The organism is Prolixibacter bellariivorans ATCC BAA-1284 (genome assembly GCF_000621705.1).
In the GTDB taxonomy this organism is placed as follows: Bacteria; Bacteroidota; Bacteroidia; order Bacteroidales; family Prolixibacteraceae; genus Prolixibacter; species Prolixibacter bellariivorans.
Genome location: NZ_JHXO01000008.1, coordinates 239,247 through 253,981, shown reverse-complemented (window position 1 = coordinate 253,981; position 14,735 = coordinate 239,247). Strand labels below are relative to the sequence as shown.

General features: G+C 43.2%; 10 protein-coding genes. 9 read left to right on the top strand and 1 reads right to left on the bottom strand.

The window, feature by feature from the left end:
- The first annotated feature begins 251 nt into the window (after window positions 1-251).
- Both nfo and corA read left to right on the top strand, forming a co-directional pair.
- Entirely contained in the window at window positions 252-1,097 is an 846-nt protein-coding gene (nfo, locus tag T426_RS0111050; protein WP_025864685.1) for a deoxyribonuclease IV, read from the top strand.
- A gap of 210 nt (window positions 1,098-1,307) precedes the next feature.
- Window positions 1,308-2,258, top strand: coding sequence for a magnesium/cobalt transporter CorA (gene corA, locus T426_RS0111045; RefSeq protein ID WP_025864686.1), 951 nt, complete (start codon window positions 1,308-1,310; stop codon window positions 2,256-2,258).
- A gap of 76 nt (window positions 2,259-2,334) precedes the next feature.
- On the opposite strand, the gene T426_RS0111040 is transcribed toward corA, so the two are convergent.
- A complete protein-coding gene (locus T426_RS0111040; RefSeq protein WP_025864687.1) occupies window positions 2,335-2,781 on the bottom strand; it encodes a nitrophenyl compound nitroreductase subunit ArsF family protein in 447 nt (148 codons plus the stop codon).
- A gap of 476 nt (window positions 2,782-3,257) precedes the next feature.
- On the opposite strand from T426_RS0111040, the gene T426_RS23450 reads away from it, so the two are divergent.
- From T426_RS23450 to T426_RS0111005, 7 genes are all read left to right on the top strand, one after another.
- Window positions 3,258-6,062 (top strand): alpha/beta hydrolase family protein, encoded by a 2,805-nt coding sequence (locus tag T426_RS23450; protein WP_025864688.1) that lies wholly within the window; start codon window positions 3,258-3,260, stop codon window positions 6,060-6,062.
- Window positions 6,063-6,338: 276 nt separating this feature from the next.
- Window positions 6,339-7,055 carry a hypothetical protein gene (locus tag T426_RS0111030; protein ID WP_025864689.1) on the top strand — a complete coding sequence of 239 codons (717 nt, stop codon included), beginning with the start codon at window positions 6,339-6,341 and terminating at the stop codon, window positions 7,053-7,055.
- Window positions 7,052-9,841: a TonB-dependent receptor gene (locus tag T426_RS0111025; RefSeq protein WP_025864690.1), complete on the top strand. Its 2,790-nt coding sequence runs from the start codon at window positions 7,052-7,054 to the stop codon at window positions 9,839-9,841. The genes T426_RS0111030 and T426_RS0111025 overlap by 4 nt, the downstream gene beginning before the upstream one ends.
- The gene (locus T426_RS0111020) at window positions 9,828-10,991 is read left to right on the top strand and encodes a DUF4249 domain-containing protein (protein WP_025864691.1); all 1,164 of its coding nucleotides are present in this window, start codon (window positions 9,828-9,830) and stop codon (window positions 10,989-10,991) included. Before T426_RS0111025 ends, T426_RS0111020 begins: the two co-directional genes overlap by 14 nt.
- A gap of 41 nt (window positions 10,992-11,032) precedes the next feature.
- The gene (locus tag T426_RS0111015) at window positions 11,033-12,208 is read left to right on the top strand and encodes a DUF4249 domain-containing protein (RefSeq protein WP_027585696.1); all 1,176 of its coding nucleotides are present in this window, start codon (window positions 11,033-11,035) and stop codon (window positions 12,206-12,208) included.
- A 44-nt stretch (window positions 12,209-12,252) separates the two neighbouring features.
- On the top strand, window positions 12,253-13,425 hold the full coding sequence (locus T426_RS25110) for a DUF4249 domain-containing protein (RefSeq protein WP_148303755.1): 1,173 nt from the start codon (window positions 12,253-12,255) through the stop codon (window positions 13,423-13,425).
- A gap of 82 nt (window positions 13,426-13,507) precedes the next feature.
- Window positions 13,508-14,686 (top strand): DUF4249 domain-containing protein, encoded by a 1,179-nt coding sequence (locus T426_RS0111005; protein ID WP_027585695.1) that lies wholly within the window; start codon window positions 13,508-13,510, stop codon window positions 14,684-14,686.
- Window positions 14,687-14,735: the final 49 nt, after the last annotated feature.

The following is a 14,735-nucleotide window of genomic DNA, read 5'->3' as shown; positions in this document are numbered from 1 at the left end:
TGTTCAATAAGTACGAACTTTTTATTTTGTTAATCCTTTATCAGGATGAAGTCTTGATATTATACCCCCACCAAGCCTTCCCTTCAGGGAGGCTTTAAAGTCCCCTTTAGGGTCCCGAAATTTCGGGATAGGGGTGAAGATTTGATTTTTCGAAATTTGAAGAAGATGAAACGAGCATGAGTAAACGTCCTCCTCCAGGGGATATTTAATTTGCGAGTTCCATCTGGCAATAGAAAACAAATGATAAACAGATGAAATACATAGGAGCACACGTCAGTGCGGCAGGCGGTGTGGAAAATACACCAGCGAATGCGCATGCTATCGGGGCGAAAGCCTTTGCTTTGTTTACTAAAAACCAGCGGCAGTGGGTGGCCAAACCGTTAACGCAGGAAAACATCGACGGTTTCAAAGCCAACTGCGAAAAGTATGGCTACGATCCAAAGCACATTTTGCCGCACGACAGTTACCTCATTAACCTGGGGCATCCCGAAAAGGAAGGCCTCAAGAAATCGCAGGACGCGTTTCTGGATGAGATGCAGCGTTGTGAGCAGTTGGGCCTGTCGTTGCTAAACTTCCATCCTGGGAGTCACCTGAAAAAGATTTCGGAGAAAGAGTGCCTGTCGACCATTGCCGGTTCCATCAATTTGGTGCTGGAAAAAACCAACGGTGTGACGGCGGTAATTGAAAATACGGCCGGACAGGGAACCAACCTGGGATTTACGTTTGAACAACTGGCGGAAATCATTGACCAGGTGGAAGACAAATCGCGCGTGGGCGTATGCATCGATACGTGCCATGCTTTTACGGCCGGATACGATTTGATAACCGATGAAGGATACGCGGAAACGTTCAGGAAATTTGAGAAAATTGTTGGACTGGAGTACCTGAAGGGTATTCACCTGAATGACTCAAAGAAGGAGCTGGGCAGCCGTGTCGACCGGCACGACAGCATTGGCAAAGGTTTCATCGGTATCGACGCTTTCAGGCGGATGATGCAGGATGCCCGTTTCGACGATATTCCTATCATTCTGGAAACGCCCAACACGGAAGCCTGGCCCGAAGAAATTGCTATGTTGTACGGGTTTGCCAACGAGTAAACCTTTTTCGGTTACGGAAAAAGGAGCTGGTGGGGTAGTGCTCGCCCTGCCAAATTTGTTAATTTTGTATGGCCCGGTTCAGACCTGCTGTGAATCCCGCCCCTTGAAAACGGTTTCCCGGAAGAAACGGGAACCGCCAATTTTCAAGACGTGAATCAATGGCCGGCAGATTGTACAGGGTATTTGTTTTACAAACAAATCCGGCAGCTTATGATTACATTCCTGTATAAGGAAAACGGAAGAGTTCACATGGAGAAGACCCGGGATTCGGTTGCGGGTTTTGGCGATAAGGAGATCATCGGAATCGATTTGGAAAGTCCCACTCCCGAAGAACGAAAACAAGTTGAGACGCAATACAACATTAAGCTGCTGAGTTGGCAAAAAGCCGAAGAGATTGAGAGTAGCTCCCGCTACTTCGAAACCGACGATACCATTATTGCCAACTCCAACTACATGAAAATGGAGAACGGTCGATACGATTACATGCCGGTTTCCTTCATCATCAAAAACCACATCCTCTTTTCATACCATTACGACAAAGTCGATTCATTTAAACATGTGTACGACCGTGTTCAGGCCCAGTCGGTCAGCGAAATGGATGGTTACGATCTCTTCCTGTTACTACTGGATGTCCGGATTGATTACGATGCCGACTTGCTGGAAGCCGTTGGACGGAGTATTAACCAAATCAGTAAAAAGATACGAATCGACCGGGATTTAGATGAAGAGAGTATCCTGCAAATTACCCAGTTGCAGGAGGCCACGATGTTGCTGCGCGAAAATATCATGGACAAGCAGCGGGTGATGTCGGCCATCTTGAAAAGCGAGCGTTTTCACGGAAAGAAGGAGGGACGTTTGCGCATTATGCTGAAAGATACGGGGTCGCTGCTAGAACATACAGCCTTCAGTTTTGAGCGTCTCGAATTTTTGCAGGACACCCTGATGGGACTGATTGACATCGAACAGAACAAAATCATCAAGATGTTCTCGGTGGTGGCTGTGGTATTCATGCCGCCTACCTTAATTGCCAGTATGTACGGTATGAACTTCCGTATCATGCCGGAATTGAGCTGGAGTTTCGGTTACCCGTTTGCCATTGTACTGATGCTGGCTTCGTCTGTACTAACGCTTTGGTATTTTCACCGTAAGGGCTGGTTGTAGTCTTCTCTTCAGAAAAATTCCCCTGCCGTTTATCGTGCGACAAACAACAAGGGAATTATTGGTATGGTTACGAATATTATCTGTTATACTCTTCCCGTTGCGTAATGGTTTCCTTTATTATTTCTTCCAGTTTATCGGGCTCTTTAACAGCGTAGTCAAACGCCTCTTTTGTCAGATTGTCGAAACCTTCGCGTCCGGCAATAACGATGGATGTATTGGTGACATGGTAGTAGCGGGCCAGTTTCCGGTTGGGCTTCCGGTTAATATTGATGTCGATGAAGTGAACATTCACCGAATCGGCGAAGTATTTCTGAATCGTCGATTTGGTTACGTTGCCTAATGTCTGGCAAGTGGTACAGGGTTTATCGCCATGAAAAAAGTATACATTCACCGTATGTGCGGGAATCGAAATGATTGTGTCGGTCTCCATAGCCACTTTTCGTTGTGCTTCTTTTTGATGACCGGGCTTGCAGGCCGTAAATACAGCTAGTGCTATGATGGATATAAGGATGTAGTTTTTCATATTATGTCAGATTAAGTGTTTGTACAATGCAATTTAATTGGAGCTCGGTATCGTTTTACATGCTATTGTGAATCACGCTAAGACAGCCGATTCGAAATAGTTGGACAGAGGCCTTTTTCTTTTCAAGATACACAGAATTATATAAACTTAGAAGTGGGTAAAGTCACATAATGCTCTTTGCCATATACATTTTAGAGCAGGTTTTGTTTGCACGAAGAGCGTCAATTATCTGGAATTGAAGCGGACAGCCTGCCTCTCTGAATCCTATTTATAATCAGGTTGTTTTATAACATAATCAAACTGAATAATGATTCTCCCTGTTTGCATACTTGTTAAAAGGAGAAGCCTGAGGTTTGATGTATCGGCAATGGCTAATTCTTTTAAATTCTTTACATTTATTGTTTTCTTTTCTTTTCAGTGATGAAAAGTGTGAGTATTCGAGTTTGAAAACTAATAACCTAATAAATTCTTTACACGTGAAAAAATTATTCCTTTCAATGTTTCTCGTCTGGTTTGCTGCGGGGGTATTTGCTCAGCAGGAAAAGAAACCACTAACCTTTGACAATTTCAATACCTGGAAGCACATTCGGCAGCCGCAGATTTCGGAGAATGGGCAGTACCTGGTTTATGAGCTAAAGCCAGGGCATGGTGATGGCAGCCTTATCATAAAAGACATGGCCAGTAATTATATCGATACCATCGCAAGAGGATACGGTGCCAAATTAGCCGGAAACAGCTCCATCGTGACGTTCAAAATTAAACCGCCGCTCGCACTCAGGCGTGAGGCCGAAGTAAAAAAGTTCAAGAAAGATAAGCAACCGAAGGATTCCATCGGGATATACTCATTCAAGACACATTCGCTGGTAAAATATCCCAACGCAGAGTCGTTTGAAATTCCGGAAGAGGGAGCTGACTGGGTAGCATTTTTATCGGATGGCAAAATTGAAAGCCCGGCAGACACAACTAAAACAGACCAGCCGAAAGACACAAAGAAGAAAAAGAAGGAGAAAAAGGAATCGGGTAATCTGGTAGTTGTAAAACCCGGCTTGACGGATACGTTGGTTTTTCGTGATGTGAAATCCTACAGCTGGTCGAAGAACGGACAGACATTGATGTTCACGGCTGGTAAAAAAGACTCTACTGTTAACCTGGCTTCGGTAAATTACTTTGATACCAAAACGAGCCAGCGTCGGGTTGTCTATTCGGGAGAAGGATTTCCAGGTAAGATTGCCGTCAGCGAAGCTGGTGATCGCGGAGCTTTCCTGTTTTCGAAAGATACCGTTGAGAATAAGACCTACGATTTATACTTGTTGGCGAATGATGCAGAACCCAAACTGATAGCGGATACAGTTACTGCAACGTTGCCGAAGGATTGGGCGCCTTCGGAAAATGGGAAGATGAATTTTTCGAAGGATGGAAAGCGCCTGTTTTTTGGCACGGCTCCAAAACCGGAACCGGAGCCCGAAGATAGTCTGATGAGTAGCGAAAAGGCCCGTCTGGATATCTGGGCATGGACCGACAAGGAGTTGCAACCACGTCAGAAAATCAACCTGAAGAAGGAAAAGAAAAGGACATACCTGGCCGTATATGATATTGAAAAAGGTAATATAACTCAGTTGGCTGACAAAGACCTGAAAATGGTTAGGACAAAGCGAACCGGAGAGGGAGAATATGCCTATGGAGTTGATCCGGTACCCTACGAACGCGCTATGTCGTGGACGGGCCTCGACCGGGATGACTATTACCTGGTCAACATCTCAACCGGCGAGAAGAAGTTGCTGGTAAAAGGCATTATGCGGGGCTGGCTGGGTCCCGATCAGCGTTACTTCGTATATTACAATTGGCAGGATAGCATCTATTATTCGGTTAACACGAAAACAATGCAAGCGCTGGCGCTCACCTCACAGGTTAACGTGCTGATGTGTAATGAGCTGAATGATATGCCTACTCCTGCTGGACCCTATGGCGTTGCTGGTTGGGCCAAAGATGACAAATATGTTTTTGTTTACGATCGCTACGATATTTGGCGATTGGATCCATCGGGAAAAGAGCAGCCGGCTAACCTAACCGAAGGATACGGACGGAAGCATCAAATGAAATTCCGATATGTAAAATTGGATCCCGAAGAAGAGTACATCTCAACAAAAACTCCGGTATTGCTTTCTGTTTTCCAGGAGAAAACCAAGCAAGCGGGTTATGCGTCCCTGCGGATGAACAAACCGGCAACTCCCAATATGCTGCTATTGGGCGATTATACGTTCCGGAATACTGCGAAAGCGAAAAATGCAAAGCAAATCATATTCACACGGGAGTCGTTCACCGATTACCCTGATGTTTGGAAAACTAATGACCGGTTTGCCAATTACCAGAAAGAAACGGAAGCTGATCCACAGCAAAAGGACTATCTGTGGGGCTCAGCGGAGCTGGTGAGCTGGACCAACCTGGATGGAGTGCAACTGCAGGGATTGTTGTATAAACCAGAGAACTTCGACCCTTCGAAAAAATATCCCATGATGGTTTATTTCTATGAGCGCAGTTCTGATTCTTTTCATCGCTATTGGACTCCATCGCCTAGCCGTTCCATTATCAACAAACCTTTTTATACAAGCAACGGCTACCTGGTTTTTGTGCCGGATATCGTGTATACGACCGGTTACCCGGGACAAAGTGCGTATGATTGTATTATGAGTGGCGTTCATGCTTTAATGGAAAAATACTCGTTTGTCGATGCGAAGCATATGGCGTTGCAGGGGCAGAGCTGGGGCGGATATCAAACGGCCTATTTGGTGACGCAAACCAATTTGTTTGCTGCGGCTATGGCCGGAGCACCGGTTAGCAATATGACCAGTGCCTATGGCGGTATTCGCTGGGGAAGTGGTTTGAGTCGCATGTTTCAGTATGAGCATTCACAGAGCCGGTTGGGAGGAACCTTGTGGAACAAACCATGGCGCTACATTGAAAACTCTCCGCTGTTTTACGCCGATAAAGTTCACACGCCGCTGCTCATGATGCACAACGATCACGATACAGCCGTTCCGTGGTACCAGGGAATCGAATTTTTTGTGGCCTTGCGGAGGTTGAATCAGCCGGTTTGGATGCTTAGCTACAATGATGAACCCCATAATCTGAAAGCCGATAGTTGGGGTGATCGAATGGATTTGTCGATTCGAATGAAACAATTTTTCGATCACTATTTGAAAGGAGCTCCGGAACCGCGATGGATGAAATCAGGTCGTCCTGCCATTGATAAAGACACAGATGATGCAATGGAAATAAGATAGTTGCTTCAAAACACTAAGGAAAAGGCCGCATAAAAATTATACGGCCTTATTTTATGGTCTTTCCCTTCAAAATTGCGTTTATGTTAATTTATAGTGCGATTCTTTGAATAACCAAATTCTTTCACTAATTTCATAAGGCCAAAATGCACCTAAATAAAGCACTTCAGACACAATAACGACTTTTTCTCCGCCTAAATTGAACAAGCGGATTTGGAGAGAATGGGTACCATATTTGTCATTGTGTATTAATCGAATTAACTGATTTAAAGATTCTACATGTCACTCAACCGTTTCGGGAGAATTCTTTCTCTCTTTTTCCTTTGTCTGCCTTTTACCATAAAGGCACAGCCAACATCAGGGGATGCTTTGAAAAAGCAGTATGAGCATTACAATCAAAAGTATGGCTTAAATGATTTGTTGGTCAACGGGGTTTTGTATATCAACTTACATTACAATGCCACCGGATACCCGTTTATGGGAGAGAATACCTTTCGTAGAGGCTCGGTAATGGTAAAAGACGAGAATTTCTTTCCGGTTGAACTGAAGTACGATATCGTCGACCAGCAACTTGTGCTGAAAGTTATCAATTCCTTCGGGGGGCAGAGTAATATTATTCTGCGGCGGGATTTTGTTCATCAGTTTACCCTTGAAGGGGGGTATACCTTCGAGTGGCTAGACAACGATGAGTTGTCTGCATCATTTTATCAGGTGGTCGGTAAAAAAGGATTTCGCTGGTTAATCAAGTATACCAAATACCTCGAAGTACCTCAAGGGACACAAGCCAATCATTTTGCTTACACGAAAGTGTATCGAAAGTATTATTTTGAACGCCATGGTAAGGTGTTTAACATCCGAAACAGAAAATCAATCTGGAAGTATTTTCCTGAAAAGAAAAAAGAGCTGAAAAAGTATTTCCGGGCACACCGAGGTTCATTATCAGCTATTTCCAATGAAGATTTTAATAACCTGCTTAAAATCCTGAAAGACGCATGAGAATTACCAGCATTATCTGGGGAATCGTAATGATGTGTATGCTGGTGCCTGAACTCAGGGCTCAAAGCCAGGATAACGATATCAAATTTTCCGGAGACTACAACGGATTAACGTTTGAACAGTTTGTTTCCAAAGTGGAATCTCAGCAAGAGGTTCATTTTTATTATCGAAAGGATTGGGTGCAAAATATCAAACTCGATCATGCATCGGGCTCTGATTTATCAATGAAAGAGATTTTGCACCGCGCATTTCTGGGAACTGACCTGCGATATTATATTGATGCCTTCCACGATATCTATGTCCTTAAGGGGCGTGAGATGATTACGACATTACCTGAGAAGCTAATCGAAGCGTCTGGGGAAACATCGAAAAAAGGAGGCATCACTGATGTTGAAAAACGGTACCTGGAAGGTAGAAAAGAGAAGAAGAACAAGACCATTGTATTCGGTCGGGAACATATCAAAAAGCCAAATGAACGGGTTTACTTAACCGGACGCGTCATCAATGCGGAAAGTGGAGAACCGTTAGTAGGGGCGACTTTTTATGTGGAACAGCTTAAAGACGGTGTGGTGAGTGATGCCCAGGGGTATTATCGTCTGGTTATCACTCCGGGAAAATATACGCTTCAACTTGGTAGCATGGGTATGCAGAAACAGGTTTACAACCTGCAAATCTGGCAAAATGCGCACTACAACTTTCAATTCCAGAAGGATATTATTCCCTTGAAAGAGGTAGTGGTTGAAGCCAATAAATTTCACAATGTCCGGGGAACCCAAATGGGATTTCAACGTCTGGATGTGAAAGCCATCAAGGAAATTCCGGTTGTTATGGGAGAAAGCGATTTGCTGGAGGTTGCTCGTATGTTACCGGGGGTTCAGTCGGTTGGTGAAGGTAGTTCCGGTTTAAATGTACGGGGGAGCCCTGCTGACCAGAACCTGTTTTACATTAACCGGGTCCCTGTGTTCAACACATCGCACCTGTTCGGATTTTTCTCAGCATTTAACCCGGATATCGTACGGGACTTTTCCTTCTACAAAAGTAATATCCCTGCAAGGTTTGGTGGTCGGTTGGCTTCCATCTTCGATATCTCTACCCGCGAAGGAAACCAAAAGAAATTTACTGCTCGCGGTGGTATTAGTCCTATTACCGGAAGGCTTTCGGTGGAGGGACCTTTGGTGAAAGACAAAGGCTCGTTTGTCATCGGTGGTCGTTCCACTTATTCCGATTGGATTCTGAGAAGATTAAAGGATCCGGATCTAAAAAATAGTAACGCTGGTTTTTATGACATCGCTACGAACTTTAGTTTGGAGGCCAATCGAAATAATCATATTCAGCTTTTCGGATACTATAGTCACGACCGGTTTACGCTGTCCACAAACAGCCACTTTCAATACAGTAACAAGGGAAGTTCACTAAGTTGGAGACACCTTTTTAATGAGCGTTTTACCGGAACATTCAGTGGGGCATTTGGAGAGTATTCCTATGCGAATACGGAGGAACAAGATCCGTTGAATGCTTATACGAAAAATTATTCAATCGGGCATTACGAGATGAAGAGTGATTTTGACTTCAATGTCGCGCCTAATCATCTGCTCCGGTTTGGTCTCTCTGCCATTTATTATGATCTGGACAGGGGAGCGTTGACTCCTTATGGTGCTCAATCGTTACGGTATTATACCAATCTGGGACGTGAATATGGTACGGAAAACGCATTGTATGTAAGTGATGAATGGAAAATCGGGGCTAACCTCACGGTCGATGCCGGGATCCGATACAGTTACTATGCATATCTGGGTCCAAACAAGGTAAGGCAATATTACCCCGGAGCACCTTATGACGAAAGCACTGTCATCGATACAACCAGTTATAAGTCGGGTGATTTTATTCAATCATACCATGGTCCGGAATGGCGTTTGGCGTTAAATTACCTGTTGGGCCAGAACAGTTCGGTAAAACTTTCGTACAACCGGATGAGACAGTATCTGTTCATGTTGAGTAATACAGTCGCCTTGTCTCCGAATGATCAGTGGAAACTGACCGATTCACATATTAGGCCTCAGGTTGGAGATCAGTTTAGTGCTGGTTTCTATCGGAATTTTCCACAAAAACACATCGAAACATCCATTGAAGCCTATTATAAGAAAGCCAACGATTTGGTGGAATATAAGAATGGCGCTGATTTAATTGGAAACCGATGGGTTGAAACAGACGTGGTTCAAGGAAAACAGGATGCTTACGGACTTGAGTTGATGTTGCGCAAAACAGCTGGAAAACTGAATGGCTGGATTAGCTATACTTATTCTCATGCCCGGGTGAAAGTTGATAGCAAATTCCCCGAAAACCAGATTAATTCCGGCAAAGCATATCCGGCCAACTACGATATTCCACATTCGGTGAATGTTGTGACCAATTACCGGTTGAGCCGACGTGTGAGTTTTTCCGGCAATATGGTATATTATACTGGACGCCCGATTACATACCCAAGTGCTATTTACTACATCGATGGTAAAAAAGTATTAAACTATTCACTGAGAAACGAGTACCGCTTACCGGATTACTTCCGGGTTGACCTTTCCGTGAATATCGAAGGTAACCTGGTCGCTAAGAAGTTGGCTCACAGTTCATGGATGATAGGTGTTTACAACCTTACGGGACGGAAGAATGCTTATTCTGTGTACTTTAAAAATGTGGATGGCAACATCCAGGGATACAAACAATCTATTTTTGGTGTGCCGATTCTGACACTTACCTGGAATTTCAAATTGGGTAATTATGCGAGTGAATAAGAAATACATTTTGTTACTGGCGATATCATTAATTGGAGCGATTGCATTTCAGCAATGTGTTGAACCATTCACGCCCGAGATTAAGAAGTATTCCAACTTACTGGTGATTGATGGTACTTTGACGGATGAGTTGGGGAAACAGGTGATCACCGTTTCCCGGACTTCTAGCTATAATGATGACGAGTATATCGCAGAGAATGGATGTACGATCACAGTCATGGATGATCAGGGCAATATTTATCCGTATGTCGGAAAAGGAAATGGTAAGTATGAGGCCGAGTTTTATCGGGGCGATCTAGAATATGGTAGAGCTTATATGTTGCGCGTAATTTCCAATGATGGAGAAGTTTTTGAATCGAATTACGAGACGCTAATGCCTGCTCCACGAATTGATAGTGTCACCGCTGTATATGGCTCCAAGGTTACAGTGGAGCTCCCTGATGGATTAAATGGTTATCAGTTTTTTGTGAATGCGAGTGATCCGAGTGGTAATACGCGTTATTATCGCTGGAGTATGGAAGAAACATGGGAATATCGTGCACCTTATAGAGTATCTTATATGTGGAATGGTACTTTGCATGACTTTTCTTTCGCGGATGATCGGAGCAGATGTTGGAAAACAGCAGAAATTCCCGGTATATATACAGGAACAACCAGAAATTTTTCGAAAAACGTTTTGAGGAATATTAAGTTAAATTACGTGTCTACTCTAACAGAGCGATTGAAATGGCGGTATAGCTTGTTAGTTCGGGAATATGCCTTGTCAGTTGAAGCTTATGAGTTTTGGAGTGGGTTGGAAGAGCAGACCCAGGAGACTGGTGGTTTGTATGAATCGCAACCGTATATGGTTAAGGGTAATATTACTTGTATGTCAAATCCTAACGAGGCGGTATTGGGATTTTTCTCTGCTTCAGGTGTAACAAAAAAGCGGATCTTTGTCGACCCTCCGCCTGAGGATGTAAATGACTTAGAATGCCCAGGGGATACTATAAGTATTTTTAATCCACTTTTAAGTTATCCGGAGTCATCCTATCCTGTGTATTTGTTCGAAGAAAAAGGAAGTGGAATAATGGTAACGGCAGAAAGACGCTGTTTTGATTGTCTTGAAAGAGACGGCACCAATATCGAACCGGATTTTTGGAAGGATTGAAGGAGTGAAAATAGAGTATAATAACTATTGATTTATATAGAATGTTGAAGCAATCCCAAAGAAAATATCTCGTAGGAGTAGTTGCCATTTTCATGGTAATGGGATTGCATTGTTGTGTCGAACCATTTACGCCCGAGATTAAGAAGTATTCTGACTTACTTGTGGTTGACGGTACACTGACGGATGAGCTGGGATCACAGACGATTACTGTTTCACGTACGTCCAATTACAATGATGCCAAATATAAACCGGAGAATGGTTGTACGGTAACTGTATTGGATGATCAGGGAAATATTTATGCATATACCGGAAAAGGAAATGGTAAGTATGAGGCTGAATTTTACCAGGGCGATCTGCAATACGGAAGAGCCTATATGCTTAGAATAATTGCGAATAATGGGGTGGTTTTTGAATCGGATTATCAGACGTTAAAGGCTGCGCCTGCTATCGACAGTGTAACTGCTGTGTTTGAGCCCAAAATTACCGTGGAAAACCCCGAAGGTTTTAAAGGGTATCAGTTTTTCGTGAATACCAGCGATCTCAGTGGCAATACGCGTTATTATCGTTGGAGAATGGAAGAAACCTGGGAGTATCATGCACCGTTTACGGTAGCATTTATGTGGGATGGTACCATGCATGATTTCTCTTTTCCAGATGACCGTAGCACGTGTTGGAAGACATTAGATGTTCCTGGTATTTATACTGCAACAACACGTGATCTTTCAGCGGATATCCTGAAAAATATCAAATTGAATTATGTTAATACTGAAACCGATCGATTGAAGTGGAGATACAGTTTGCTGGTAAAGGAATATGCGCTTTCAGCTGAGGCTTATGAATTTTGGAATGGATTGGAAAAACAAATACAACAGACTGGTGGATTGTATGAGAGCCAACCATATATGATAAAGGGAAATATAATGTGTGTTTCGAATCCAGATGAAGTGGCTCTAGGATTTTTCTCTGCCAGCGGAGTTTCCCATGAGAGGATTTTTGTGAATCCACCACCTGTGTCGGTTCCTGAGCCAGTTTGCCTTGGAGATACCATTACGCCACGAAACCCAATTGAAGAGTATCCGGAGTCAGCATATCCTGTGTATTTGTATAAGATACCGTTGCCTTTTGGAAGATACATGAAGGCGGCTTCTGAAAGACGCTGTTTCGATTGTCTTGAAAGAGGAGGTACCAATATCAGACCCGATTTCTGGGTGTATTAATAGAAGCAAAACGATGCATCATAAATATTGATTAGGCATAAGAAGTGAAGCAGTCCCAAATAAGATACATCGTAGGAATAGTTGCCATTTTCATGGTAATGGGGAGCTTGTATTGTTGTGTCGAACCATTTACTCCGCAGATTAAGAAGTATTCTGAGCTACTTGTGGTTGACGGGGCGCTGACAGATGAGTTGGGTAATCAGGTCGTTACTGTTTCCCGGACATCGAACTATGGTGATGCCGAATTTTTACCCGAGAATGGATGTACAGTTACAGTTCTTGATGACGATGGAAATATTTATCCATACACCGGAAAAGGTGATGGCAAGTATGAAGCGGAATTCAGAGAAGGAGAATTGAAATATGGAAGAGCTTATATGTTGCGTGTTATCTCCAATAGCGGAGATGTTTATGAATCGGACTACCAGGCACTGAAACCTGCACCTAAAATCGATAGTGTGACTGCTCAGTATGAGACCAAAGCTACCGCGGAAAATCCGAGAGGTCAGAAGGGATACCAATTCTTAGTGAATACCAGTGATCCGACCAACAACACACACTATTATCGCTGGAGTGTGGAAGAGACCTGGGAGTATCATGCGCCATATGAAGTTATGTTTATGTGGGACGGAGCTTTGCATTTCTTTTCTTTTCCTGATGACAGGAGCACGTGTTGGAAAACGTTAGATGTTCCCGGCATTTTTACTGCGACAACACGTGATATGTCTGAGGATATATTGACGAATGTCAAATTAAGTTTTGTTTCCACCGAAAGTGATCGGTTGAAGTGGCGATATAGTCTGTTGGTCAGAGAATATTCCCTTTCGGCGGAAGCCTATGAGTTTTGGAATGGTTTGGAAAAACAAACTCAAAAAACCGGTAGTTTGTATGAAACACAACCTTACATGATTCAGGGAAATATTACCTGTGTTTCTAATCCAAATCAGGTCGTACTGGGGTTTTTCTCCGTTAGTGGAGTTAGTATGAAAAGAATTTTTGTAGGACCGGCTCCTGATCCTGTCGTTGAAATGATTTGCAATTTGGATGACATAACCCCAAGAAATCCGATCGAAAGTTATCCAGCTTCTTCTTTTCCTGTTTATCTTCAGGGTACTCCTTTGCCAAATGGTCAGTATCAGATGGCAGCAAGTGAAAGACGCTGCTTCGATTGTCTTGCAAGGGGAGGCACTAATGTTAGGCCGGATTTTTGGCAGTAGTAGGTTGATGAAAGTACTTATACCATATACAATAGATGAATGTAGAAAATAACTGACGGGTTTTTCATTTGAAGTAAGAAGTATGATGCAATCCCAAAAGAATTACATAGTAGCTGTTTTTGCTATCCTTAGCGTGATAGGGGGATTGTATTCCTGTGTGGAGCCGTTCAGTCCTTCAGTTAAAAAATACAATGATATCATCGTCATTGATGGTACACTGACGGGCGAACAAGGAATTCAGAGAGTAACTGTTTCCAGAACATCAAGCCTCACTGATTCAATATATAAACCCGAGAATGGTTGTACCGTAACAATTTTGGATGATCAGGGAAATATATACGATTTGACTGGTGATGGTAATGGTAATTATACAACCGAGTTCAGTAGCGAACAGTTGCAACACGGAACTTCGTATATGCTGAGGGTAATTGATAATGGTGGGGATGTCTTTGAATCAGATTATCAGGAGTTATTGTCACCTCCAACAATTGACAGCTTAACAGCCGGATATGAACCGAAATATACGGCTGAAGTTCCTGAAGGGCTTAACGGGTGTCAGTTTTATGTGAATACAAGTGACCATAGTGGTAAAACGAGGTATTATCGATGGAGTATGCAGGAAACATGGGAATACCATTCGATATATAAGGTAGGAGCCATGTGGGATGGAGTCTTACATGACAATTACTACTTTAAGGAAAACCGGACGACTTGCTGGATGACGAAGGAAGTGCCCGGCATTTTCACGGCTACCACTCGCGACATGGAAGGAGATGTATTGAAGAATTTTAAACTGAATTATGTTTCTACTGAGAGCGATCGATTAAAATTCCGGTACAGTCTCTTGGTCAGGGAATATTCTCTCTCGCCTGATGCCTATGAGTTTTGGAGCGGGCTTGAAAAACAGACGCAAAAAACAGGTGGACTATATGAATCGCAACCGTATATGATTACCGGAAATATTAAGTGTGTTTCCAATCCGGACAGAATTGCACTTGGATTTTTTTCCGCGAGCGGGGTCAGTCAAAAGCGGATTTTTGTTGATCCGTCACCGTATCCGGTAACAGACATTGTTTGTTCTTCTGATACAATCAGAGGAACAGGCGATTTAATGCCTTATCCGCCATCAGCCTATCCGGTTTATATGTATTACTTTATTTTGCCTTCTGGCGGATTGGTTAGAGTTGCCTCCAATCAACGATGTTTTGATTGTTTAAAACGAGGAGGTACAAATGTCAAGCCTGATTTTTGGAAAGATTGATGATTGAAAAATATATGTGCTTAATCTGAGTATGATAATTGGTAATTAT